At 48.5% G+C, this 25249-nt stretch carries 33 protein-coding genes; 31 read left to right on the top strand and 2 right to left on the bottom strand.

All coding sequences use genetic code 11. From position 1 onward, the window contains the following. Window position 1 precedes the first annotated feature (1 nt). The 4 genes from FGS84_RS10415 to FGS84_RS10400 all read left to right on the top strand — a co-directional run bounded on the left by FGS84_RS10415 (window position 2) and on the right by FGS84_RS10400 (window position 2858). Complete coding sequence (locus FGS84_RS10415) at window positions 2-637, top strand: single-stranded DNA-binding protein (protein ID WP_138308089.1); 636 nt, start codon at window positions 2-4, stop codon at window positions 635-637. A gap of 474 nt (window positions 638-1111) precedes the next feature. Next, window positions 1112-1330, top strand: a complete 219-nt coding sequence (locus tag FGS84_RS10410) for a hypothetical protein (protein WP_138308086.1) — start codon at window positions 1112-1114, stop codon at window positions 1328-1330. A gap of 80 nt (window positions 1331-1410) precedes the next feature. Next, window positions 1411-1878 (top strand): hypothetical protein, encoded by a 468-nt coding sequence (locus tag FGS84_RS31190; RefSeq protein WP_178332089.1) that lies wholly within the window; start codon window positions 1411-1413, stop codon window positions 1876-1878. Window positions 1879-2186: 308 nt separating this feature from the next. Beyond that, window positions 2187-2858 (top strand): hypothetical protein, encoded by a 672-nt coding sequence (locus FGS84_RS10400; protein WP_138308084.1) that lies wholly within the window; start codon window positions 2187-2189, stop codon window positions 2856-2858. A gap of 64 nt (window positions 2859-2922) precedes the next feature. Here FGS84_RS10400 and FGS84_RS10395 read toward each other — a convergent pair whose 3' ends face one another. Next, entirely contained in the window at window positions 2923-3114 is a 192-nt protein-coding gene (locus FGS84_RS10395) for a hypothetical protein (protein WP_138308082.1), read from the bottom strand. 417 nt (window positions 3115-3531) lie between these two features. Here FGS84_RS10395 and terS point away from each other — a divergent pair, with 417 nt between their 5' ends. The 22 genes from terS to FGS84_RS10290 all read left to right on the top strand — a co-directional run bounded on the left by terS (window position 3532) and on the right by FGS84_RS10290 (window position 22493). Beyond that, window positions 3532-4248: a phage terminase small subunit gene (gene terS, locus FGS84_RS10390; RefSeq protein WP_138308080.1), complete on the top strand. Its 717-nt coding sequence runs from the start codon at window positions 3532-3534 to the stop codon at window positions 4246-4248. Further along, window positions 4235-5614: a PBSX family phage terminase large subunit gene (locus tag FGS84_RS10385; protein ID WP_138308078.1), complete on the top strand. Its 1380-nt coding sequence runs from the start codon at window positions 4235-4237 to the stop codon at window positions 5612-5614. The genes terS and FGS84_RS10385 overlap by 14 nt, the downstream gene beginning before the upstream one ends. Window positions 5615-5628: 14 nt before the next feature. Further along, complete coding sequence (locus FGS84_RS10380; protein ID WP_138308076.1) at window positions 5629-7008, top strand: phage portal protein; 1380 nt, start codon at window positions 5629-5631, stop codon at window positions 7006-7008. Window positions 7009-7050: 42 nt separating this feature from the next. Continuing rightward, window positions 7051-7245, top strand: coding sequence for a hypothetical protein (locus tag FGS84_RS10375; RefSeq protein WP_138308074.1), 195 nt, complete (start codon window positions 7051-7053; stop codon window positions 7243-7245). A gap of 122 nt (window positions 7246-7367) precedes the next feature. Beyond that, a complete protein-coding gene (locus FGS84_RS10370) occupies window positions 7368-7580 on the top strand; it encodes a hypothetical protein (protein ID WP_138308072.1) in 213 nt (70 codons plus the stop codon). Next, complete coding sequence (locus FGS84_RS10365) at window positions 7573-8211, top strand: hypothetical protein (protein WP_138308070.1); 639 nt, start codon at window positions 7573-7575, stop codon at window positions 8209-8211. Before FGS84_RS10370 ends, FGS84_RS10365 begins: the two co-directional genes overlap by 8 nt. A gap of 67 nt (window positions 8212-8278) precedes the next feature. Further along, a complete protein-coding gene (locus FGS84_RS10360; protein WP_138308067.1) occupies window positions 8279-10015 on the top strand; it encodes a phage minor capsid protein in 1737 nt (578 codons plus the stop codon). A gap of 98 nt (window positions 10016-10113) precedes the next feature. Then, window positions 10114-10236 (top strand): hypothetical protein, encoded by a 123-nt coding sequence (locus tag FGS84_RS31795; RefSeq protein ID WP_279232803.1) that lies wholly within the window; start codon window positions 10114-10116, stop codon window positions 10234-10236. 119 nt (window positions 10237-10355) lie between these two features. Continuing rightward, a complete protein-coding gene (locus FGS84_RS10355) occupies window positions 10356-10889 on the top strand; it encodes a phage scaffolding protein (protein WP_138308065.1) in 534 nt (177 codons plus the stop codon). 11 nt (window positions 10890-10900) lie between these two features. Beyond that, window positions 10901-12088: a phage major capsid protein gene (locus FGS84_RS10350; protein WP_138308063.1), complete on the top strand. Its 1188-nt coding sequence runs from the start codon at window positions 10901-10903 to the stop codon at window positions 12086-12088. Between the two features lie 16 nt (window positions 12089-12104). Beyond that, window positions 12105-12476: a hypothetical protein gene (locus FGS84_RS10345; RefSeq protein ID WP_138308061.1), complete on the top strand. Its 372-nt coding sequence runs from the start codon at window positions 12105-12107 to the stop codon at window positions 12474-12476. A gap of 1 nt (window position 12477) precedes the next feature. Then, window positions 12478-12858: a DUF6751 family protein gene (locus FGS84_RS10340; protein ID WP_138308058.1), complete on the top strand. Its 381-nt coding sequence runs from the start codon at window positions 12478-12480 to the stop codon at window positions 12856-12858. A gap of 11 nt (window positions 12859-12869) precedes the next feature. Next, entirely contained in the window at window positions 12870-13295 is a 426-nt protein-coding gene (locus FGS84_RS10335) for a minor capsid protein (RefSeq protein WP_002594104.1), read from the top strand. Continuing rightward, window positions 13292-13741, top strand: coding sequence for a hypothetical protein (locus FGS84_RS10330; RefSeq protein ID WP_138308056.1), 450 nt, complete (start codon window positions 13292-13294; stop codon window positions 13739-13741). Before FGS84_RS10335 ends, FGS84_RS10330 begins: the two co-directional genes overlap by 4 nt. 71 nt (window positions 13742-13812) lie before the next feature. Continuing rightward, window positions 13813-14280: a hypothetical protein gene (locus tag FGS84_RS10325; RefSeq protein WP_347563822.1), complete on the top strand. Its 468-nt coding sequence runs from the start codon at window positions 13813-13815 to the stop codon at window positions 14278-14280. 61 nt (window positions 14281-14341) lie between these two features. Beyond that, window positions 14342-14791 carry a hypothetical protein gene (locus tag FGS84_RS10320; RefSeq protein ID WP_138308051.1) on the top strand — a complete coding sequence of 150 codons (450 nt, stop codon included), beginning with the start codon at window positions 14342-14344 and terminating at the stop codon, window positions 14789-14791. Continuing rightward, window positions 14788-15351 carry a Gp15 family bacteriophage protein gene (locus tag FGS84_RS10315; RefSeq protein ID WP_138308050.1) on the top strand — a complete coding sequence of 188 codons (564 nt, stop codon included), beginning with the start codon at window positions 14788-14790 and terminating at the stop codon, window positions 15349-15351. Before FGS84_RS10320 ends, FGS84_RS10315 begins: the two co-directional genes overlap by 4 nt. A gap of 48 nt (window positions 15352-15399) precedes the next feature. Beyond that, window positions 15400-19137 carry a hypothetical protein gene (locus tag FGS84_RS10310; RefSeq protein ID WP_138308047.1) on the top strand — a complete coding sequence of 1246 codons (3738 nt, stop codon included), beginning with the start codon at window positions 15400-15402 and terminating at the stop codon, window positions 19135-19137. A 1-nt stretch (window position 19138) separates the two neighbouring features. Beyond that, window positions 19139-19537, top strand: a complete 399-nt coding sequence (locus FGS84_RS10305) for a hypothetical protein (protein ID WP_138308045.1) — start codon at window positions 19139-19141, stop codon at window positions 19535-19537. A gap of 3 nt (window positions 19538-19540) precedes the next feature. Continuing rightward, on the top strand, window positions 19541-21637 hold the full coding sequence (locus FGS84_RS10300; RefSeq protein WP_138308043.1) for a hypothetical protein: 2097 nt from the start codon (window positions 19541-19543) through the stop codon (window positions 21635-21637). Beyond that, complete coding sequence (locus tag FGS84_RS10295; protein ID WP_138308041.1) at window positions 21634-22047, top strand: hypothetical protein; 414 nt, start codon at window positions 21634-21636, stop codon at window positions 22045-22047. The genes FGS84_RS10300 and FGS84_RS10295 overlap by 4 nt, the downstream gene beginning before the upstream one ends. A 2-nt stretch (window positions 22048-22049) precedes the next feature. Then, window positions 22050-22493 (top strand): hypothetical protein, encoded by a 444-nt coding sequence (locus FGS84_RS10290; protein ID WP_138308039.1) that lies wholly within the window; start codon window positions 22050-22052, stop codon window positions 22491-22493. A 398-nt stretch (window positions 22494-22891) separates the two neighbouring features. Here the strand turns inward: FGS84_RS10290 and FGS84_RS30795 are convergent, their stop codons facing one another. Beyond that, on the bottom strand, window positions 22892-23173 hold the full coding sequence (locus tag FGS84_RS30795) for a hypothetical protein (protein ID WP_171042598.1): 282 nt from the start codon (window positions 23171-23173) through the stop codon (window positions 22892-22894). A gap of 113 nt (window positions 23174-23286) precedes the next feature. Here FGS84_RS30795 and FGS84_RS31185 point away from each other — a divergent pair, with 113 nt between their 5' ends. The 5 genes from FGS84_RS31185 to FGS84_RS31470 are packed head-to-tail and all read left to right on the top strand — an operon-like array spanning window position 23287 to window position 24866. Continuing rightward, window positions 23287-23445, top strand: a complete 159-nt coding sequence (locus FGS84_RS31185; protein WP_157405818.1) for a hypothetical protein — start codon at window positions 23287-23289, stop codon at window positions 23443-23445. A 39-nt stretch (window positions 23446-23484) separates the two neighbouring features. Continuing rightward, window positions 23485-23736 (top strand): hypothetical protein, encoded by a 252-nt coding sequence (locus FGS84_RS30790; protein ID WP_171042597.1) that lies wholly within the window; start codon window positions 23485-23487, stop codon window positions 23734-23736. A 38-nt stretch (window positions 23737-23774) separates the two neighbouring features. Continuing rightward, the gene (locus FGS84_RS10280) at window positions 23775-24080 is read left to right on the top strand and encodes a hypothetical protein (protein WP_138308034.1); all 306 of its coding nucleotides are present in this window, start codon (window positions 23775-23777) and stop codon (window positions 24078-24080) included. Further along, window positions 24080-24235: a hypothetical protein gene (locus tag FGS84_RS30785; protein WP_171042596.1), complete on the top strand. Its 156-nt coding sequence runs from the start codon at window positions 24080-24082 to the stop codon at window positions 24233-24235. The genes FGS84_RS10280 and FGS84_RS30785 overlap by 1 nt, the downstream gene beginning before the upstream one ends. Further along, window positions 24228-24866 (top strand): hypothetical protein, encoded by a 639-nt coding sequence (locus FGS84_RS31470; protein ID WP_243129943.1) that lies wholly within the window; start codon window positions 24228-24230, stop codon window positions 24864-24866. Before FGS84_RS30785 ends, FGS84_RS31470 begins: the two co-directional genes overlap by 8 nt. The last annotated feature ends 383 nt before the right edge of the window (window positions 24867-25249 follow it).

Raw genomic sequence — 25249 nt, 5'->3', positions numbered from 1 at the left:
AATGTCAGAAAAAATGATTGAAAACAACAAAGTAAGTGTAATTGGTGGGATTGTATCGGAATTTACCTTTAGCCATGAAGCTTTTGGAGAAGGCTTTTATCTGGTGGATGCTGCTGTGAAGCGGCTCAGTGGCCAGGCGGATACCCTGCCGTTAATGGTGTCAGAGCGTCTGCTGGATGTGCACCGGGATTATTCCGGTGATACGATGGAGGCCATTGGCCAGTTCCATTCCTACAACCGCCATGAGGGCGCCAGAAACCGCCTGGAGCTGTCCGTTTTTGTCCGGGAGGTCCGTTTCATGGAGGAATTTACAGATTATACAAAGACAAATCAGATATCCCTGGATGGCTACCTTTGTAAGCCGCCGGTTTATCGCAGGACTCCCCTGGGACGTGAGATAGCGGATATCCTTCTGGCCGTCAACCGGCCGTATGGCAAGTCTGATTACATACCTTGCATCAGCTGGGGCCGGAATGCCCGGTATGTAACTAGTCTTGAGGTGGGGACTAGGGTGAGGACATGGGGCCGGGTACAGAGTAGGGAATATGTGAAGCAACTAAGTGAGACTGAGTGTGAGAAACGGATTGCGTATGAGGTCTCAATCAGCAGACTGGAGGAGGTTAAGGATTATGTTTGAGAAACAGATTGATATGATAGAGGCCTTGCGGCAGGACGTGATAAGGCAGATGTAGACGTACCAGAAAGGATGCCATTTTCCAATCAAGCCCTAGGTGAATTTATCTGGCGGTCAACTTGCCAATTAACAGTGTGGAATTCGTGGATTGGATAGTCAACAAAATAAGAAGGTTATCGGCTTAGGCAGACTGGCATACCATTGCCAACGACCCAGCTAATACTAAAAGATACTAATACAGTAAAAAAGGCTGAAATAACATTATACATTGGCCTCACTCCTTTAAGTGAATCGCTAAATGATAGAAATAAACTTGCGATAACAAGGAAAACAAAAATAGGAAATGTATTAGCTAAGTGCATGGATTCGAACCATGTAGGGTCTACCACTGCCTAAACCGATAACGTTTATATATTAACATATTGTGATAAAAATTGCAATAACACTGATATTTTCAATATAAAGGGAGGTGTCCGATTGAGGATAAGAGGCAGTAAGCAGTCCAAGGTCAACCGCATCGACCGCAGCAAGGCTCTGGCGGCCCAGGCAGACGAGGCCGTAAAGGAGCGCATCCGGACGGCGCCGGCCTACATGTATACCAGCCTGTGTCCAGTTCCGGAGTTGCGCCGGCCGCCGAAGGGAGTGATACGGTATCATGAGACACTGCTACATAGACAACGGGCGTCACGGGTGTGATGGCCAGAGGACCAACAAGGGCAGGATACGGTACGGGTGCTGGTCATGTCCGTATCTGGATGCGGGAGGAGGTGATGCCGATGGACAAAGACATTCTAGTGGTGTATGCGGATGCCAGGGCCAGGATAAGGCTGGTGCGGGAACAGACGGAGAAGAAGCGCCGTAGGCTTGAGAAGCTGGAGCAGAAGGGAGTACGGGTATCGGATTCCGTGTCCTGCGGAAAGAGGGGAAAGAAATCGCTGGCAACTGTGAGGATTACGGGATACCCAGTTCCTGAACATGACAGAGCCAAAAGAGAATATGAGAAGCAGTATAGCAATTTGATGCGAGAGGAACAAGAGCTTCTGGAGCTTCAGACACAGGTGGAGGAGTACATATCCGGTTTGGATGATATTGAGATACGCAATATAATGACTCTGTATTATGTGGAGGACATGACCTGGATACAGGTGGCGCACGGCATGAACCGGATATATCAGAGCAAGAACCGGTGTTATACAGATAGCAGTTGCAGGCAGAAACATGATAGATTTTTAGACAAATTATAAAAACGGCGGTTTTGGCGGTTTTTATGTGGTAATATTTAAGCTGGAAGTGGTGTAAAAGCCGCTTTCAATCCTCCCCCATTATAAGCAACGGCCGCTAGGTATCATAGCCTGGTGGCTGACTAACCGGTATTGTGTAATCCCTCATAAGACAGACCTGTACTTTCACGGGACAATGCCGCAGGGTATGCAAGCGGTGAGGTATCTGGTTTTATCCCCCGTGACGTTTTCCAGATACATAGATTGATTTTCTCCTTTGGATTAGTCCCTGCCAGTGCGGCGGGGGCTTTTCTTTTGTCGGATTTTGATGTATGATGGAAGAAAAAGTTGGGGAGGATTCAATGGATAGAAAAAGTTTTATGAGAAACTATTGGATGTATTATCTTATGCTGGAAGAAAGATTTATTCAATCTACAAGATATATAGAACCAGTAGAGGATAATGAGGAAGTATATTCACTTGAATATGTAAATCAGCTTCAGGCAATTGGATCGGAAATTGATGTATTGATGAAAGTAATATGCAATATTTCTCAAAGCGCACGCAAAACAATAGCTGATTATTATCCAATAATTGTCCATAAAATACCAAACATTACAACATATCGAGTAAGATGTTATAATTTTGAGTTTAAACCGTTTGAAACGTGGCTACAGGCCCAACCGTCACAAAGTTTGTTTTGGTGGGATGCGTATAACCAAATAAAGCACGGTCGTGTAGAAAAATTCAAGTTTGCAAATATGAAGGTTGTAATGTATGCATTATCGGCATTGTGTTTATTGGAATTGCTCTATTTAAAAGAGATAGTAAAAAATCAACAGCTTTTAGATAGGCCAGATAGAGAATCAGAAATTTTTAGATTTCCAGACATTAATTATCAATATATAAATGTTGGAGGGGGACTTATTCTCGAAATGAGAAGTTCTCAGAAAGATGATCCGGCGGAAGTTGATACCCTTATATTGGATGGGGGAAGCTTGTAGAACTTTGAGGGGCCGCCTCCGGACGGCCCTTTTCATACCCCAAAACAAACAAAGAAAAGGCAGCCTAATCGGCCGCCTCATCCTCAGAAATGAAAGTGTTTATAAATTTTTTGATTTCCGTTGTGGGAGTGGTTCCTAGCTCGTCGCATTTGGCTTTGAATGCCTCTAGGACATCAGGCTTTAGGTCGAGAGGGAAACGAACATATTTGGTGCGCAGGTGTTTTTGCTGAGACGCATATTTCTTTTCTTCTGGCATGATAGGCCTCCTTAAAATAAGAGTTTGATTAAACCAATGACAATGATAATTAGCCAAAGGATGGAAACAATAAGATGGAATAGGTTTTTTACATTTCTTCTCATATTGTTTTTAGAATGGATATGTGTTATATTTTAGGTGGGGAGGTTTCCCTCCCCTTTGGTTAGCGGATACTCTCTACAATCATTTTAATGACTGCTATGAGAGTTCCAATTTCTAAGGCAAGCTGTGTAAGTGCTCGAACCACTTTTATTAGCTTGCCTATTTGTTTATCCATTCCGTATCACCTCCTTTCTATGATTTAATTATAGCATATACGTACGTATATGTCAAGCAAAATATAGATATTTATAAGATTTTTTGCATCTGCGGATACCTGCAGGTGCTTTTATTATGCCATAACAAGAGGTGGTGATTATGCCAAGACCCAGGAGCCCTAACAGGGACAAAGCACTGCAGCTATGGCTGGACAGTGGGCGGAAACGCCAGTTGAAAGATATAGCTGCTGAGTTGCAGGTATCAGAAGAACAGATTCGTAAATGGAAAAATCAAGATAAGTGGGATAAAGTAACGTTACCAAATGCAAAAGGTAACGTTACTAATCATAAAGGGGCTCCTGTAGGTAATCAAAATGCTGTTGGCCATGGGGCGCCGAAACAGAATAAGAACGCAGAAAAATACGGTTTCTTTAGTAAGTACCTACCTGAGGAGACCGTTTCCATTATCCAGGAGATGCCCACGGACCCGCTGGACATCCTTTGGGACCAGGTGCAGATAGCCTATGCTGCCATCATCCGGGCACAGTCCATCATGTATGTGAGGGACCAGAAGGATGTGACCATCACTAAGATAGGCCAGAAGGACGGCGAGACAGTCACGGAGGAGCGTTGGGAGGTGCAGCAGGCCTGGGACAAGCAGGGCAACTTCCTGCAGGCGCAGGCCCGGGCCCAGAAGACGCTGGAGGGGCTTATCAAACAGTATGATGAACTCCTGCATAAAAACTGGGAACTGGCCAGCGAGGAGCAGAAGGCGCGGATAGCACAGATGAGGGCCCAGACAGATAAGCTTACTGGGAACAACCAGGAGCTGGAGGATATGGACGGGATAGAGGGGGATATCTATGGCAGTAGCTAATCGGTTCACCAGGAAAAGGACCATTCCTTTTAATTTCTCTGAAAAGCATAAGGAGTACATCCGCAAGTGCGAGGCCAACATGTATAACGTGGCCGAGGGGGCCGTCCGTGCAGGCAAGACGGTTGACAACGTGTTTGCCTTTGCACATGAGCTTAAGACTACACCGGACCGTATTCACCTGGCTACCGGTTCCACGATGGCCAATGCAAAGCTTAACATTGGGGATGCCAATGGCTTTGGGCTTGAATGGATATTCCGGGGACAGTGCCATTGGGGGAAGTACAAGGATAACGAAGCTCTGTTTGTCAAGGGTCCGGATACCAGGTGGAAGCAAAGGATAATCATCTTTGCTGGCGCCGCCAAGGAAGACAGCTATAAGAAAATCCGTGGAAACTCCTATGGCATGTGGATTGCAACGGAAATCAACCTGCATCATGACAACACCATCAAGGAGGCATTCAACCGTCAGCTGGCTGCCCGTCGGTTGAAAGTGTTCTGGGACCTTAACCCGGACAATCCGCGTGCGCCAATCTACTCAGATTACATAGATAAGTACCAGGCCCAGGCCGATGTGGGTGACTTCCCTGGCGGATACAACTACATGCACTGTACCATCTATGACAACATCAACATCTCCCAGGAGCGTCTGAGGGAGGTTGAGAGCAGGTACGACAAGAACAGCATCTGGTACCTGCGGGACATCAAGGGGATGCGTGTGGTGGCCAATGGGCTCATCTACCGCCGGTTTGCGGATGATACAAGTACCAAGCAATACACGTTCCGCCTGTCTGATAAGCCCAAGGATATCATGGAGATTATCCTGGGGATTGACTTTGGCGGCAGTGGTTCCGGCCATGCTTTCACGGCCACAGCCATCACCAGGGGATACCATAACGTAGCTGTCCTGGCATCGGAATGGATTGGCTGCAAGGACGAGAAGGGGAACCAGATAGAGATTGACCCAGAAATGCTGGGGACCATGTTCTGTAACTTCTGCCAGAAGATTATCAGCAGGTACGGGTACATTACAACGGTCTATGCAGACAGTGCAGAGCAGACGCTGATATCTGGCATCCGAAGTAGTCTGCGTAAACATGGATTTGGATGGGTGCGTGTAGAAAATGCACTGAAAACTGAAATTAATGACAGGATTAACGCCACCGCCATACTGATGGCGCAGGGGCGTTTTTACTATGTCCGGGGAGAGTGTCAGAGCCTTGTGGATGCCCTAAGTACAGCGGTGTGGGACCCAAAGGAATTGACGAAGAACGTCCGGTTAGATGATGGTACAAGCGATATTGACAGCCTGGACAGCTTTGAGTATACATTTGAACGGCAGATTAGCAGACTCATAAAGTATGGATAGGAGGTGAGGGGAAGATGAGATTCACCAAGATGTTGGACTTAATTACGAATGTCTTGAATAAGGATGCGGACACGCAGGTGGATGTGTGCCTGACATCCCAGATGGCGGACCGGATTGAACTGTGGACAAGAATGTACGAGAACCGGTCCCCGTGGGTCAATGGAAAGGATGTGCTCAGTGCCAGCCTTGCCCCGGCCATCGCCTCTGAGATTGCGCGTCTGGTGACGCTGGAACTTAAGTCAGAGGTGACAGGTGGGCCAGCGGCGGATTACCTGAATGGACAATATCAGCGTAAGGTGCTTAAGGACCTGCGCCGGTATGTGGAGTACGGCTGCGCGAAAGGTGGCTTGGTCATGAAGCCGTACATCACTCGGCAGGGGATTGAGGTACAGTTTGTACAGGCGGACTGTTTCTTCCCATTGTCTTTTGACAGTTCCGGACGGATTATACAGTGTGTGTTCACGGAGCAGTTCCGTAAAGGGCAGAAGATATATACCAGGCTGGAGATACACACGCTGCAGGGGAGCCGGGTACACATCACCAACCGTGCGTTTGTGGCCACCAATGATTACAGCCTTGGCAGTGAGGTGACTGTAAGCTCCATTGACAGATGGTCGGAACTGGTTCCGGAACTGTCCCTGGAGGGTGCGGACCGGTTGCTGTTCGGATACTTTAAGGTCCCTCTGGCCAATGCGGATGATTCTGACAGCCCCCTGGGGGTATCCGTGTACTCCAGGGCCATCGGGCTCATCCGGGAAGCGGACCGCCGGTATTCCAATATCTGCTGGGAGTATGAGGGTACACAGCTGGCCGTGCATATAGCGTCATCGTTGCTTAAGTACAACCAGGCCCGGGATAAGTTTGAGTACCCTGGAGGTCACGAGCGGTTATACCGGGATGTGGAATATAATACTGGAGCTGCAGATAAGCCATTCATTGATACATTCAGCCCAGAGATTCGAGATACAGCTTTATTTAATGGATTCAACAACCAGCTAAAACTGGTGGAATTCAACTGTAACCTGGCTTACGGTACTTTGTCGGACCCGCAGAGCGTGGATAAGACCGCCACTGAGATTAAAACCAGCCGGCAGCGCTCCTATGTGATGGTGTCCGATACCCAGATGGCATTACAGGATGCCCTGGAGGACCTGGTGTATGCCATGGGCTTCTGGGCGGCACTGTATGGGCTTATTCCAGCCGGAAGTGATTATGAGGTATCATCTGACTGGGATGACAGCGTGATAATGGATGCCGAGACTGAACGGCAGACTGACCGGGCAGATGTGGCTATGGGGGCACTCAATCTGTGGGAGTATAGAATGAAATGGATGGGGGAAACGGAAGAACAGGCAAAAGCAATGATACCTGACCCCGCATTGGTAGACGAATAAAAAGCGCTTGACTTGTTGCATGTAACATGATATAACTGTTACATGCAACAGGAGGTGAGAACGATAGCTGAACATAGCAGAGCTGATTATTTCAAAGAACGCCGCGAGAAATACAAAGCGTTCCATGTTGAAGTTGAAAGAGAGAAAATGGAGGCTTTTGAAAATAAACTTCACATGAAAAAACAGACAAAAAAAGAATGGCTTGATGAAAAAATCAGTGAAGAAATAAAAAAATAAGGAATTCCGCCCCTACCAAAGTTTGGAATCCCTTATTGACACTTAGAAGTTTCCTTCCATGAAATATCATATCATGGATTGAGACTTCTTTCAAGAACCTAATTTTGAAAGGAGTTTTTATTATGGCAAGAGTAAAGAAAACCATGCAGTTAATTGAGAAATCTATTGGACGAATCAATAATAATTATGATATGTGTACAGAGAATATAGAGGATATAAGAAAAGCAAGTCGAGATTTCTACGATTTAATTTGTTATGGATTTCGGTTTGGCTATATGCAGGGTATGAAAGCCACCAAAGCAGAAATGGAGAAGGGCGGTGCTGTGAATGGGTAAGATGATAGATTTGACAGGGCAACGCTTTGGACGATGGACAGTTCTTGAATATGTTGGATACGAAAAAGGGGTGATGTGGAGATGCAAATGTGATTGTGGAACTGAAAGGAATGTTCGTTCAGACCATTTGCGATATGGAAAAACTATATCCTGCGGGTGTTTCAGAGCAGAAGTAACAGCTAAAGAAACGGGAAAGAAAATTCAAAAACATGGTATGTGGAATACTAGATTATATCATATTTGGCAGAGGATGAAGCAACGATGTAGTCCATCTTGTCCTAAACATGAAATCCATAATTATTATGATAAAGGAATTAGAGTTTGTGCTGAATGGGAAAGTGGTTTTGAATTATTCATGAATTGGGCATTATGTAATGGATATAAAGAGAATCTTTCCATAGACAGAATTGACGGAAATAAGAATTATGAACCATCAAATTGCAGGTGGGCAACAGCAAGGGAACAAACTAATAATCGGCGGAATACGTATTTTGTAGAGTACAAGGGGAAAACGAAAGCCTTAACAGATTGGGCAGATGTATTAAAAATCGCTCCATCCACACTTAGTAATAGATTAAGACGAGGGATGTCTGTAGAAGATGCGTTTGAAAGACCAGTTAAGAAAAAATAATAGCAGAGTAAAAACACATTGTTCCGGCGGTGTGTTTTTTCTTTTGTATTGACAGAGGAGTGATGCCATGACGCCTGAGGAATTGGAAAAACTGCCAAAGCCATTAGAACGCACCATGACGGACCTTGAACTGTCTATCATGGATGAAATCATACAGCGCATCAAGGAGGCCGCACAGATTACTCCAGTCATTGACTGGCTGCTGGTCAGGATGGATGCCATTGGTAAGAGCCGTAGCAGCATCAGACAGATGATTGGCAAGGCCCTGGAAAAGACGGACCTGCAGGTGGATGACATCTATGAGCAGGCAGCGCGGTCTGATTATATCCGCAATAAAGCAATCTATGAGGCTGCCGGCAGGGACTATCTGTCTTATAAGGATAACCAATGGCTCCGGCAGGTTGTGGACGCTGCCAGGAGGCAGACTAAGGACAGTCTGAGGCCCTTGGAAAACATTACCCAGACCACGGGCTTCAACGTGCCGATGGGCGGCGGCAGGAAAGTGTTTACACCGATGTCCGAATACCTGGAGCGCAGTCTGGACAAGGCCATGCTGGGAATCACCACTGGCACCAGGACATATAGCCAGGCTATAGGTGAGGTGATTGACGAGATGACGGCCAGCGGCATCCGGACAGTGGATTATGCATCCGGGAAGTCTGACCGCATCGAGGTGGCAGCCAGGCGTGCGGTAATGACCGGTGTGGCCCAGATGACGGATAAAGTCAACGAAAAGAACATGGAGGAACTACAGACAGATTACTGTGAAGTAGACTGGCACATGGGCGCCAGGAACACCGGGACCGGATATCTCAATCATCAATCGTGGCAGGGTCGCGTGTATTCTTCGGAGGAGATGCGGACAATCTGTGGAAAAGGACAGATGTTAGGTTTTGGGGGAATCAACTGCTACCATATAGCCTTCGTATTCATCCCAGGTATATCCAAACGTAAGTACACGGATGAGTGGCTGGCGGAGCAGAACCAACGGGAAAATGAGAAGAAACCTTTTCATGGCAGAGAGTACGACACCTATTCGGCCCTGCAGTATCAGCGCCGACTGGAGCGTACTATCCGGAAGCAGAAGCAGGATGTGGAGCTTTTGGAAAAGGCCGGAGCAGATAAGGAGGATATTACGGCGGCTAAGTGCCGGCTGAGGTTGACCAATAAGACTTATGTGGATTTTTCTAAGGAGATGGGCCTGCGGCAACAGCGGGAGAGACTGAAGATTCCAAAACTGACCGATGGCAGGCTATTGGATAAAAACCGTATAAAACTTCCAGATGAGATTATGTCAGTCAAAGGGATGACAGAAGATGAACGTATCCGCATTGAAAAAACCATAACGGTAATGCAGAAAAAATATGACATCCGGATTGGGGAAATATCAGTAGAATCAATGGGAGTGAAAGAAAAGGGAACATATTTCATTTCTGGTCCATACATGGACGGAAAGAACCTAAAAATGGCACTGGTAATTAACAGGGATATTGATTATACTGGTATTGACAAAAGGATAGGAGAAGGATATGGTTCAGGCTATCTTGCTGCTAGAAATCTGGAAGATAGCGTTAAACATGAATTGGCTCACGTGATGACCTTTCAGGGATGTAATACCTACGAAGAATATCAGGCACTAAAAGAAAAAATACCGTTCATACCGGGCATTTCAGGATATGCTGATAAATGTAAAGATGGAACGGAATCGCTGGCAGAAGCTTTTGTAAAAATGCAAAACGGAGAAAAGGTACCATTGAAGGCCAGAATGCTTGTTAATAAATATATTGGGAGGTGGAAAAGTTAATGCTGAAATTGCCAAATTGTGATTTTTGCCAATATTATTTGGATAACAACAAAAGTAAAGTTTGCTGTCAGGCGTTTCCACAAGGAGTCCCATTAGAGGTGATGGTAAAAGCAGAGCCCGGGGTCGAGTGTGCTCCAGGATATACCTTTTTAGAAAGGAAAGATGATAAAGTTTACGAAGAACCACCAGAAAACGGATTGTATAGTAGAATATTAAGATAAACACCATCGGTCAGTAAATGGCAGGTGGTATTTTTATACCCAAATTTGCCCGGAACGGCGTAAAACTACCACCACAAGGGACGCGACCCCGTAGAAAAGCGTAGTGAGAAAGGAGCAGTATGAAACGTAAATTTTTAGAGGACATGGGCCTGGCCAAGGAGCAGGTGGACAGCATCATGGCTGAGAACGGGAATGACATTGAAGCTGTCAAGCAGGAGAGGGATACATACAAGACCCAGCTTTCCACGGCGCAGTCTACCCTTAAGAGCTTTGAGGGGGTCAATATATCGGAACTTCAGGGGAAGATACAGACCTTGACCACAGACTTGGCCAACAAGGACGCCGAGTACCAGAAGCAGCTGGCAGAGCGGGATTTTAACGACCTGCTGAAGACTACCGCAGAAGGGTTTAAGCCCAGGGATATTAAGGCAGTTATGCCCTTTTTGGATGTGGAGAAACTCAAGGGGAGCAAGAACCAGGAAACAGATATCAAGGCTGCCTTGGAAGCCGTTAAGAAGGATAAGGGTTATCTGTTTCAGGACGTCAGTATTCCCCGGGTGGTTGCGCCTACTCCTGGGCCTGGTGGTGAGAAAACAGATGACACAAGGACACAAGCAAACAATGCCCTGAGAAGTATTCTGGGCAGAGAATAAGGAGGTAAATTATGCCAGTAAATATTACAAGCAGGGCCGACGCGGAGGCCATCATCCGCGAACAGGTCATATCAACCATTTTCCAGGATGCACCGAAGCAGTCCACATTCATGTCCCTGGCACGGAAGCTGCCGAACATGACAAGTAACCAGACCCGGATGCGGGTGCTTGACTTCCTGCCGACTGCATATTGGGTGGACGGTGATACCGGGATGAAACAGACCACCAGGCAGGCCTGGGATAACGTATTCATTGAGGCTGCGGAGCTGGCAGTCATCGTGCCGATTCCTGAGGCAGTTCTGGATGATGCAGAGTTCGACATTTTCGGTGAGATTACACCGCGGGTCAACGAGGCAATTGGCCAGCGCGTGGACAGTGCGATTATTTTCGGCGTGAACCGCCCGCGTAACTGGCAGAATGACATCATCACGCTGGCCAGGCAGGCGGGTAATAACGTGGCTGTAGGTTCCAGTCCGGATTATTATAACCTGCTCCTGGGTGAGGGCGGCGTCATTTCCAAGGTTGAGGAAGATGGGTTTATGGCAACCGGTGCGCTGGCTGCCATGACCATGAGGGCAAAACTGAGGGGCATTCGCGCAGAGGACGGCAGTCTCATCTTCAAATCTGATATGCAGGGTTCCACGAATTACGCGCTGGATGGGGCGCCCATGTACTTTCCGCAGAACGGCGCCTATGACAACACCATTGCGCAGCTGATTGTGGGCGATTTCAAGCAGGCGGTATATTCCATCCGCCAGGATGTGACGGTGAAGATTCTTGACCAGGGCGTCATCCAGGACCCGACAACGAAGGAAATCGTCTACAACCTGGCGCAGCAGGATATGGTTGCCCTGCGTATCGTATTTCGGATGGGGTGGGCACTGCCTAACCCGGCAACCAGGATGGACGAGGACCGCGTAGGCTGTCCATTTGCATACCTGGAGCCGACAAGCCCAGCTGTTACCCAGAAGGTTACCTTTACGGTTAAGGACAACGCCGAAACCCCAGCAGCTATTGATGGGGCAATTGTAGACGTGAATGGTTCCAGGGTTAAGACAGACGCGTCCGGCGTGGCGGAGTTCAACCTGCGGGCAGGGACATATCCAGCGAAGATTAAGAAGTCAGGCTACAGCCAGGTTACCGAGAACGTGACCGTAGCAGATGTGGCAGTGACAAAGGATGTAACCCTGGTTAAGTAGTAAGGAGGCCAAAACGATGCAGGCTTACGCAGATGAAATGTACTATATCAACGATTACCTGAAGGGGAGGAAGCCGGTCATCACAACTGGCTTCCATTTTTATGTCAGGTCAGCCAGCCAGGTCATTGACCGGTATACATTCAACCGCCTGAAGGATGTGGTAGAAATCCCAGATGAGGTACAGATGTGCTGCTGTGAACTGGCCGAGTCTGAGTACTGCAGAGAGAAACAGCAGAAGGAATCTGGAGGGAAGGTATCTGAGAAGATTGGGACTTATTCGGTCAGCTTCGGAAGCGTACAAGAATCGGCGCAGGCCACAGCCAAGGAACAGCGTAGCATTGTCATGAAATGGCTGGAAGATACCGGCCTGTGTTACCAGGGGGTGTGATATGTATACCAATGCAGATGTGACGCTGTACTTGTACAGCAAGGATGGGAAGGTGGAGAAGTACACCAGGATGTCCATAGAGGGCGTGTACTGGGAGGATGTGAGGCAGTCCACCTATCTTAAGACTGGCCAGCGGGACGGCACATCCGTCCTCCTGGTCATCCCACTGGAAAGTCTGGACGGTCCCATAAAACTGACACAGGGTAAGGACCTGGCTGTCAAGGGCATCATTGAGGATGAGATAGACTGCAGCAGCCAGGAGGCCATGTCGAAGTCTTTGACGGCCCTTAAGGCGGCCCATGGATTCCTGACAGTGGTCACGGTAGATGAACGGCTGTATGGCAGCGAGTCCGTGCAGCATTATGAGCTGGCTTGTAAGTAGGAGATGAGACTATGAAGGTGGAATTCAACATCAGCACTGCGGAAACCATCAAAAGAAACCACGGCTTACAACCTGAAGGGCCCGTGCAGAAACTGGTAGACAGTGAGGCCATGCGGTATATGAGCGACTACATGCCGCGCAGACAGGCAGGGGAGCTGGAGCATATGATGGTCATGGCTACGGTAATTGGCTCCGGCCAGATTGACATACCTGGTCCTTATGCGCATTATTTGCATGAGGGCATTTTATACGTGTCCCCGACAACGGGTAGTGCTTGGGCCAAAGAGAATGAAATCAAGGTTCCCACAGACCGGGAGTTGACCTATGCCGGCGCCCCTATGCGGGGCAAGAAGTGGTTTGACCGCATGAAGGCCGACCATAAGGATGATATACTGCAGGCGGCCCAAGCCCTGGTAAATAGAGGAGGGAAGGTATGACAATCATAGATTTTATGCGCCAGAAACTGACAGAGTATCCGAAGATATCGGAGTTCCTGGTTGATGGAGATATCCATGTGGATTTCACGGAGCCGGGCTCCAGTTATGGCCTGTCCAGCAATGGGGACAGCCTTGTCAAGGAGGACATGCTGGGGAACCAGACCCGGCGCCACAACTTTGCTATGTACGCAGTGGTACCGTCCTTTACGGATTACTGCCGGCTGGCCAATAGCAATTTTTTGTTGGAGCTGGGGTACTGGCTGGAGCAGCTGCCCGAAGAGGGTGGCCTTACTGCCAATATCGGAGGACAGGAGCTGGAAGCAAGGTTCCTGAAGGCAATCACATCCAACGCAATGGCCATGCAGCCCATGGGAGAGACAGTTAACGATGGAATCCTGTACCAGATACAGATACAGGTGACCTACAAAATAGAAAGCGAGGTATAACCATGCATAAAATGCAGTTACAGCTGTTTGCGGAATTAATCCCTGCGGCTGGAAAGATTAAAAGGAAATGGATGGCACATTATATCGATGCAGCCCTCCCATCCGCCAATAAGGCTGATTATAGCCGCCTGGGGAAGGACCTGGAGGAGTACATCGTGGAGATGAACGCCAACGTGGAGACAAGGAACAACATATGGGGGGAGACGTCCGTAAACCTGGACAGCTACCAGCCCCAGGCATCCACAGACCCGTACTATGCCGAGATTGGGGAGCCATTGTTTGACCGCTTGCAGGGGATTGTGGATGAGCGTCAGACGCTGGATGATTTAAAAACCAGTGTGGTGGAGGTTCATCTGTGGGACCCGGTTGAGGCGGCAGACGGCACATACGTGGCTTACAAAGAGGATGCAATCATTGAGGTATCCAGCTATGGCGGAGATACTACAGGGTACCAGATTCCATTCAACGTGCACCACACCGGAAACCGGGTTAAGGGTAAGTTTGTACTTGCGACAAAGACGTTTACAGCAGATGCATGAAGAGCAATGCCGGCGGCCGATTCTGTGCCGCTGGCAGTCAAAGAAGAGGAGGTAATATCAGATGGCGAAAAAAATGAAGAGTCTGTTATTTGATGACGGCTATGAGAGCTTTGCGGTAAATGACGACCCGACCCGGATTATCCGGTTTAACCCGGCGGACCCGGAAATCATCAACCGCGTGCTGGATGTGCAAAGACATTTCAAGGATTACAGTCCCCCGGAGGGTATAGAACTGAACCCGGACGGGACCCCTAAAAGCGATATGGAAAGGGACGGTGCATACGTGGCTGAGTTCTCCGGGGAGATGCGTAAGGCGTTCAACGGCATCTTCCTGTCAGATGTATATGACACGATTTTCGCGGGGCAATCCCCTTTATGTATTGTTGGCCAGAAATACCTGTATGAAGGGGTACTGGATGGCCTGCTTGTGCTGATGCGGCCAGCTGTCGAGGAATACAGTAGAAAGAACCGAGAAAAGTCCATGAAGTATCTGGAGGATATAGAAAAATGATTGGCCGGTTACCAACCAGCCTTGATGTGGGCGGGGTAAGATATCCCATTGAAACAGATTACCGGAACATACTTGTTTTCCTGGCTGCCTGTTCCGACCCGGAGCTTTCGGCCCCGGAGAAGCTGGAAATCCTCATGAAACGGTTATACAGGGATGGATTTGGGCAGATACCTCAGGAATATCTGGAGGAAGCTATCCTACAGGCCAAGTGGTTCGTGGACTGCGGCCAGGAGGAGGACGATAAGAAGCCGGCCCGGAAGGTGATGGACTGGGAGCAGGATGAGCCCATTTTGTTCCCGGCAATCAATAAGGTTGCGGGGATGGAAACCAGGGCGGCCCCATACATCCACTGGTGGACCTTTTCTGGATATTTCATGGAGATAGAAGAGGGTACCTTTTCCACGGTTCTGGGCATCAGGCAGAAGAAAGCCAAGGGTAAGAAGCTGGAGAAGTGGGAACAGGAGTTTTACCGCAACAACAAGAAACTCTGCGACATCCGGAAACGGTATACCGAAGAGGAACAGGCGGAGATTGATTATTGGAATAACTTATTGGGTTAAGACGCTAGACGGGCGTCTTATTTTTATGCCTGGACAGGAGGTGATTGTATGGCAGCAGATGGCAGTCTGAGATTTGATACAAAAATAAATACGGATGGCTTCGAGGATGGGGTAAGTTCCATAAGGAAGGCAGCTGACCGGTGCGCAAAAGCACTTGAAGCGGCTGGTCAAAGTGCGAATGAGGCGTTCAACAAATCTACCAGGATTTCATCCCTTGAGAACCAAATTGTACAGACCGAAGAGAAGATACGGAGTCTTGTGTCTGAAATGGAAAAGATGGAGGGAACAAGCGTCCCGACAGAAGAATATAGGGAACTGTCTGGCCTGGTGGAAAAGACCCAGCTTAAACTGGATGGACTTCTGGACAGACAGGCTAAAATGGAGAGCCAGGGCGTAAAGCATAACTCATCCCGATGGAAGAGCCTGCAGTATGATATTGACGAAACAACCAGGAAGCTGGATACATACAAAGCCGAGCTGCAGGACACTGTGGACCGCGACCGGGCATTTACCTCCGGACAGGAAAGCGCCTCGTATGAAAAGAAGGCTGCCGCACTTGATGGACTGAATAACCGCCTATATGTACAGAAACAGCGCTTGATAGAACTGATTGAAAAGGAAGGCAGTGCGGCGGATGAGGCAATCAGGCTGAGGGAGATTGCGGAGAATGCCCAGGTAAGCAGCCAGAGGATTGTTGACCTGAACAAGCGTCTGCAGGAACTGAAAGCACGCCAGAAGGAGCTGCAGTCATCAGGTATTGGTCTGGGGCATCAGGAGTACGACAGTAATGCTGCTGAAATCGCCCAGATTAATTCAGAATTAAAGGATTATCAGAAATTACTGACGGATACCGGACATGAAACAAGAAAGTTTTCCAAAACAATCCAATCCGCATTTTTAAAAGCTGCAAGCGCGGTTGGTAATTTTGCAAAAAGTATTGGTCGAGGTCTGGCCAATAAGGCTAAACAGGCAGTATCCAGCTTGAAGGGCCTGGGGAAGTCTTCCAACAACGTCAGCAAGAGCATCCTGAAACTATCAAATATGTTTAAGCTCATGCTTATCCGCATGGCGATGAGGGCGGCCATCCAAGGAGTTAAGGAGGGTATGCAGAACCTGGTGCAGTATTCGGACAGCGCGAACCAGTCCATGTCCGGACTGATGACCAACATGACCTACCTTAAAAATAGTTTTGCGGCGGCGTTCGCACCCATTCTGTCCTATGTGGCTCCGGTACTTAATACTCTGATTAACCTGCTGGCTACAGCGGTGAGTTATATCAACCAGTTCTTTTCTGCATTGGGAGGCGGGAGTACATACATCCGGGCCAAAAAGGCCAATGAAGATTATGCAGCCAGTCTTAAAAAGACAGGAGGGGCTGCGAGTGCAGCCGGTAAAGAGGCCAAGAAAGCCCTGGCTCCATTTGATGACCTTGTACAGATACAGCAGCAGGGCGCGGATGCATCCGGAGGCGGAGGAGGCGGAGCCAGCCCATCAGATATGTTTGAGACTGTCGGTATAGACAAGGGAATCAGCGATTTTGCCAACCGGCTGAAGGAGATGTTCGCAGCTGGGGATTGGGAAGGAATCGGCCAGTTGATTGGCCAGAAAATCAATGAAGCAGTACAGAGTTTCACACAGTTTATCAGCTGGGATAACATTGGGGCGCAGATAACTGCATTCGTGACAGCCTTCACGACCATGTTCAACAGCCTGGTTGCAACGATTGACTGGTATGCCATCGGCATCATGTTTGGTACCGGCATCAACACCCTGGCCAATACCCTATATCTGTTACTCACGCAGATTGACTGGTTCATGCTGGGAAATGCTCTATCGCAAAGTCTTATGGGAATGGTTAATACGGTAGAGTGGGGACTTGTGGGAGCTACTATTGGGGCTTATTTCCAGGCGCAGATATCCGGTCTGCTGGGATTTATCGTTGGGACTGACTGGGGAGCTATCGGGGCTGCCCTTGCTACCTGCCTCATGGGCATTGCGGGGGCAATAGACTGGGTACAGTTTGGATATCTTATAGCTGCGGGGCTTAACGGGGCTTTCGCTCTGCTCCTGGAATTTGCATCCACGTTTGACTGGACGGAGTTTGGCAATAAGGTGGCAACAGGCATCAGCACATTTTTCCAGACATTCCAGTGGGCGCAGGCCGGAGAGGCCTTGAGCACATTTGTCATTGGTATCCTGGACTTTTTGATTACCGTGGTACAGGAGACTGACTGGGCATCCTTCGTGCAGGGCATTGTTGACTGCATTGAGGCAGTGGACTGGATTGGTCTTGCGGGGAAGATTTACACGTTGTTGTACTCTGCTCTGGGTGTTGCCTTTGGTGCTCTGGCTAACTTCATTGGGACCCTGATAGCGGACGGGTTCGCGGCGGCGAAGGACTACTTTAACGGCAAGATAGAGGAGTGCGGCGGCAATGTGTGGGAGGGCATGCTTAAGGGCATAACAGACGCTGCCAAGGGCGTGGTCACTTGGATTAAGACCAATGTCGTAGACCCGTTTGTAAACGGTGTGAAGGCAGGGTTTGGCATCCATAGCCCGTCAACGGTCATGGCCGGGATGGGGCAGTATCTTTGGGATGGATTCTGCAACGGCGTCAAGGAGTTCTTCTCCAACCCGGTTGGCTTCATAAAGGCCAACATCACAGACCCGTTCGTGAATGGTATCAAGAGCCTGCTGGGAATCCACAGCCCATCAACAGTGCTGTCCGGCATAGGTTCCAACACCGTGGCCGGGTTTAACCAGGGTGTGACAAATGAGCAGGCAGCTTCCCAGGGCGTGATACAGTCCTGGGCGTCCGGCGTAGCCAGCTGGTTTGCCAACAAGTTTGGAATCAGCACCGGGGACTCCACGGAGGCCCGTCAGTGGGCGACAAGTATCCTGTCCGGATTTAACAATTCGGTCAGCAAGAACTATACGAAGTCCCAGACAGTCATGGAGACCTGGGCAGAGAATGTCAGGAAGTGGTTCGTGGGAGCGGATGAGGTGCAGGGCGTGAATGAGTTATCCTGGGCGAAGTTTGCGGACCTTATTATCCAGGCATTCAAGGTCAAAATTGAGGGAAGCCATGTTGAAACACAGGCACCAATGGAAACCTGGGCTAAAAATGTGCGTGAATGGTTCTGGGGCGATAGCGACCCGGAGGGCACCGGCGGGATGTATAAGGCATTTTACGGCATGGCCAGACGCATCAACGAAGGTTTCGCCAATGGAATATCTGACTTTGCGTATATGGCCAAGAACGCCATCAGGAAGTGGGCCCGCGAGGCCATGGAAGCAGCGGAGGAAGAATTTGACATCAATTCCCCGTCCAAGGAGTTTTACGGTATTGCGGAGTATGTGGTGCGCGGATTTAATAACGGCATTAGTGCTATGGCGGCATCATCCCGAAGCATAGTCCAGAAATGGCTGGATGGTGTCATGGATGTGTTTAACGGTGTGGAGATGCAGCTGCCTATCGGTATCAACATCCCGAACGCAGCATCCTACCTGCCCAGGATGGCCAGCGGAACCGTTGTGCCGCCAAGGGCAGGTGAAATGTCCGCAAGCATGAGGAACACGGCAGGATATGGCCAGGAGGAGACTTTAAGCGCTTTGATTGCTGAGATGAATGAAAGGATAAGCCGTTTGGAGTCTGAGGGTAACAGGCCGATTCAGATTGTACTGAAAGTGACAGGGAGTCTGGCGGCAATGGTACGGTTGCTTAAACCAGAACTTGACAAAGAGGCAGCGCGCAAGGGCGTAAGTCTGGTAATTGTAGGAGGTTGATATGGGTAGTGTATTTTTGATGGACGGCAAGGCCTATAACGTTGAGGTAGAGAAGGATTCGCTGGAACGGAGTTTTGCCGTTACGGATTCAGAGCAGTCTGGACGTGCCATGGATTACAACATGGACAGGGACATCATAGGTACCTTCTACAACTACACAATGAAAATTTACCCCAAGATGGACGACCTAGCATCCTATGATGCGTTTTACAACATCATATCCGACCCAAACTACGCGAGCCATGAGATGACCTTTCCCTATGGCCAGGAGACATTGACCTTCCAGGCTTACGTCAGCCAGGGTAAGGATAAGCTGCGGATACGAAACGGTAAAAACATATGGGGTATGGATGGGCTGTCCCTGAATTTTACAGCAATGGAACCACAGAGGAGGCGGTAAGCGGTGAAGTGGGATGTAAGGGTAGAGACCAATGGACAGCAGCCGTACTCATCTGTGGACGACCTGTCCAGCCTTGAACAAAATATGCCTCCATTTGCTTACTGTTTGCCCAGATATGCCAAGATGGATGGCACATATAGTAATACGCCGGACATGGTGGAGCAGGGGCAGAAGGGATATATCAGCACGGCGCTCAGCGGCCCTGAGGGAGTCTTTGAAACACCGCCAATGATTATAGTGACATTTGACCGGTTAAAGACCAGCAATGGTGTATCTGTGGTATGCAACCGGACATCCGGGGATTACGCCAGCAAACTTAAGATTGCCTGGTACAAGGATTCCGGACTGGTCCAGGAACAGGATTTCAGCCCGGATGGAGTGGAATATTTCTGCCGGGCTAAGGTACCGCTCTTCAACCAACTGGTGATTACCTTCCTGGAGACAAACCGTCCATACCGTTATCTCTGGCTGTCGGTGCTTAAGAACCAGCGGATGACAGACGCCGGTGGCCTTAAGATTGTCTATGATGACATTGCCTTGGGGGCTGCAGAGGATAACGAGGTCATATCGGATGACAAGGATTATTACGTAGACCTGCAGGACCTGAAGGCAGGTGTGGAGTTTCCGGACTATGCCATGTGTCTCCCGAGATATGCCAAGATGGATGGAGGGTATATCAACGCACCGGATGCCTTGGATGATATGGGATACGTAAGTGACAGTATATCTGACAGAAATGGAATTTTTGCGAATCCCCCAGCATTGATATTCACGTTCGGGCAGAATTATTCCAGTGTTGGGATAACTTTGGCGTTTAATGATTATTCTGGAGATTATTGCAGCAAGGTCAACATCAGATGGTACCGGGATGATACCCTGCTGGCTGACCGGATTTACCATCTGGATGCTGGCAGCTATTTCTGCTACGGAATCGTAGATTATTACAACAAGGTGGTCATTACCTTCCAGGAGACCAGCAAGCCATACCGGAACGTATTCCTGACCGGGATAACCTGGGGACTCATCCGTGTGTTCAAGGATAATGAGATTGACGATATCAGCTGTCTGATGGAGCTGAATCCGATATCCGAAGAGGTAAGCATCAATACCATGGACTACACCATCCGCAGCAAGTCAGAATATGCGTTTGAGTTTCAAAAACGGCAGAAGCAGACGCTATATTTTGACGAGGCAATCATGGGGATTTTTTATCTGAAAGATGGGAAGCAGCTGGGGGCAAAGCGGTATTCCGTGGAGACTCAGGATGCTGTGGGAATTCTGGATAATAACCAGTTCATGGGCGGTGTGTATGACGATGCCCTGGTATCAGACATCCTGGCCAGTATCATGGCCGGGGAGGGTATCACATACTTCCTGGATGACTCCTATGTAGATGCGAGGGTAAGTGGGTACCTACCAATATGTACCAAGCGCGTGGCTCTGCAGCAACTGGCCTTTGCAATCGGTGCCCTGGTAGATACCAGTTACGACCGGCAGCTTTACATATACCCACAGCAGACCGGGGTCACTGGTGAGTTTACGGCCAGGGATATCCGGCTGGGACTATCGGTGGAACACAGTGACATCATAACCGGCATCCGGCTGTATGTACACAGCTATACCCAGGGAACGGAATCCGCGCAACTGTATAAGGGGACCCTGGACGGCAACACGAAGATAGAGTTTTCAGAACCTTACTACAGTCTGTCTGTTACCGGCGGGACCCTTGGGGAGCATGGAGACAATTATGCCTGCATAACTGGCACAGGTAAAGAGGTGGTACTGACCGGGCTTAAGTATAACCACAGCACAGCTATGCTACTGACAGAAAACCCAAAGATTACTCAGAATAAGAACATTGCCGAAGTTAAGGAGGCAACTCTGGTAACAGCTGCTAATGCCCAGGAAGTTCTGGACAGGGTATATAGCTATTACAGTAGCAATGAAATCATCAGCTTTCGGGCAGCCATCAACGACCAGGAGCTGGGAAACCGTGTGAATGTATCTACTGGTTTCCGGGGGACAATGACAGGCAATATCACGAAGCTGGATTTTAAGTTCAGTCGAAGGAAGATTACAGCGGAGGTGACAGTGAGGTGAGTACGGTATTAGATACATTGATTACTGACAGGACAGCGGCAGACCTTGCGGCAGACCTGGATAAGGTCTATGCGGATTATATTTGTTTAAACCGGGTGGAGGAGGCCTGTGCGCTTTTGGCAGAGCGTCTGGGGGTAATCATTCAAACGAAAGAATGGAAGATGGAGGATTTTCGGACCGACACAGAGATGACCAGATTACTGAGCAACATAAAGGCGCTTCGTTCAGCCTACTATGTCAAGGCCAGTACGCCAGCCAGCCCGGCGAAGATAACGTATGGCAGTATCTATCAGGCAAACGATATCGAACAGATACTCAAGGACCTGGGGGATATGTATGACAGCATGGTAAGTGGCCAGCAGCGCCTGGCGTTTAGGCTGGGCATGAGGGTAATAGGAAACAGGAGGTAAGAATGGCATTAAAAACAGATTACAAGGCAGATGTGTTCGAGGGCAACCGGAAGTATCTGATAAGCCAGGATGGGGAAGGAAAGTCGGAAATCCAGGATGTGACTGTATATAGTCAGGAAGGCGATGTTTTCGGGCCAGACGACATTAATCTTACCAACAAGGCAGTAAACGCCCTGAACCATGTTGTTTCCGTCTCACTTCCGGTATCCGGATGGAGTGTGGCGGCTCCATACACCCAGACTGTATCAGTAGAGGGGCTGACAGCGGAGGACAGCCCCATTCTGGTAAAGGTGATTGCGGACGGAGCGACACCGGAGCAGGTGAAAGCGTATAACAAAGCATTCGGGATGATTGACGATGGAGACACGGCAGATGGACAGGCAACATTTAAATGTTACAATAAGAAGCCCACGATTGACATGACCGTAGGCTTGAAAGGAGTGTAAAGATAGATGGGAGAAATATTGATGACAGGCGGGAGCGGAGGCGGAACTGGAAGTGACGAGTGCACAGCCACGCTGGACCATGTACTGGCTGGAGAGACTGCGGTCACATCGGACAGTAATGACGAACCGGGCATCGGACGAATGACGGTCAACAGTATAATGTCTTTTAGTGTAGCGCCGTATTCTGGGCGGCGCGTATTAGTAAAATGGCAGAATCCAAACCCCACTCCAGGGAAACCATTTGGTGGGGTTATCGTTAAATGTATGGCAGGCAGATATCCAGCATGGAATGAACCTGATGCCAACCTTGCCGCGGGATATGCTGGAGTTGGTAGTAATACAGCTCCGGGTGGTTGGTCACAGGTATTTATGGATATGCCAAATCTCAATACCTTATATTATTTTACATGTTTTGGATATGCAACAACAAGCTTTGGAGATATATGGAGTCCGGTATATGACCCAGCAACTATCAAGCAAGCAACTGTAGCCACTGGTGGAGTGCAAAATATTACAATTACTGGTACACAGGTATATACAATACCAGATGGATTCAGCACTATTGATGTATTCTGTGTTGGGGGTGGAGGTAATGGCAGTGAAGTATCAAGAAATCTTTCATCAACAAACCCATTACATGGCGGAGCTGGAGGCGGTGGTGGGTATACAAATACTGCCAAAGGTGTACATGTAACTCCTGGACAACAAATAGCCGCTACTGTAGGTGGTGCTTGCGCCGCAACTTCATTTGGAAATATCTGCTCTGCTGGTGGCGGACAGTCTGGTATAGTGGTTGGCGCCTCAAGAGTGCAGGGAGGAAATGGAGGTTCCGGCGGTGGCGGAGACGGTGACGCATGGGGGTATGCCTATCGAAATGGTGGTAGTGGTGGACAAGACGGTGGGAATGGTAGACCTGGAGGAGGAACTGGAGAATATGCATCACAAACATTAAATCCTGGAACTGGTCAGGGTAGAACCACAAGAGCATTTGGTGAAGCTGGTAATACACTATATTCTGGTGGTGGTGGTTCCGGTAGTGGGTACTGGCAAAGTGGTAGTTCATCAGAAGGACACTATTGGACCGGTTATTATGGCGGAGTTGGAGGGGCTGGCGGAGGAGGAAATCCAGCTACTAATGGTGGAGCAGGTACTGGTGGAGGTGGCGGCGGCCAGAATAGACCATATGGTGACCAATCATATAGACCATACTGTGGACCAGTTGGATACGGTGGCTCAGGAGTAATATTGTTAAGACTATATTAAGTAAGGAGGATGTAAATTATGGTAGCACATGAAGTATACGCATTGGTGCATGATGAAACAATCAGGGATGTTTGTGTTGCATATAGCTATGAAGATGCAAACAGGGTTGCAAGGATTGTATATGGTGATACTGCATTTGCCGTTGATTGCATGCAGTACGTTTGTGAGAGGAATGACAAGTATATCAATGGTGTATTCCTTAAGGCTGACGGTGTTACAGTAATTGACAGATTGCCAACTGACAAGGAAGAGATCCAGCAGCTAAGGGCAGATAATGCCCAACTTACAGTGGCTATGGCAGATATCATTGGAGGTGCAGTGTGATGAATGAAATATTTAAAGCGATAGTTATTAAGGGGCTCATAATAAGGAAGAATCAAGGAGAGGAGCCGGCAGACATCCTGGAAGGTTACAGGAACCTGACAAAAGGCGAGAAGGTCGAGATACTGGCGGTCTTGGAAAGGAGCAGTAATGGGTAAGATATGGATACCGGGAGGCGGTGATGGCGCGGACCTGGATGTGATAACAGCAGCGGAATCGGATGTACGAAAAGGGAAAATGATTGTAGATAAGGACGGAAATCCATTGACTGGAATCATGGCAGAGATAGCCGCTAAGACTTACACGCCAGGGACATCTAACCAGGTTATTGCGGCTAATCAGTTCCTGGCCGGGGCACAGACTATTAAGGGGGATGGAAACCTAAATGCAAATAATATTGTTTATGGGAAGAGCATTTTTGGCGTTTCCGGAAATGTGCGGAAGTATGCGAGTATAACAAAAACCCTTACATCATCTACCGGTAAAGTCAATTTTACGGGAGGTGATTGCTCCATATATGCTTATTATGTGAGTATTAGCAATATTGGATTCACACCCCTCTATGCATCAATTGTAGGTGAACACGCTGATTACACCCCTATTCATGGAGGAGGAGATGGATGGGGGTTTGCTTATGCTGAAAGAAGCAACCGAAGTAGTTATGGAACCCAATTTTTATATTGGCTCAATGGAGGATATTATTCCTTAAACTCCAGCTTGGTAAGACTCCCAGCGGGCTCAATAAACGGGGGAAGAAATATGACAGTTAAAGTATTTGGTTACTATTAATAATATCCGGCGACACAGTACCAGACAGTACCATTTTCAATACAAGGTAAGACAGCATTAGTACTATTTACATGCCAAGCACCACTCATATTAAAATCAAATCGGTAACCCCCTCCGGCACAGTGGGCAGGATTACCAGACCAAAATCCCACTAGGGCACCATCTGTCCAGGCAATACACGATACATTAAACCCTGTTGGTATTGTCGCCTTATACATTGACCTTCCAGGGTCATATCCAGCACTGATAGAGATGCTTGCAGTACCAGAGGATGATACGGTACTGTTTTTCATGGCATACTTGCGTACATTGCCAGCCACACCAAATATAGACTTCCCATAAACAATATTATGACTCTAAAAACAAGCTTCCCATAAACAATA

Source organism: Clostridium sp. 1001271st1 H5 (assembly GCF_005845215.1).
Taxonomy (GTDB): domain Bacteria; phylum Bacillota; class Clostridia; order Lachnospirales; family Lachnospiraceae; genus Enterocloster.
This window is presented reverse-complemented; position numbering and strand designations above follow the sequence as displayed.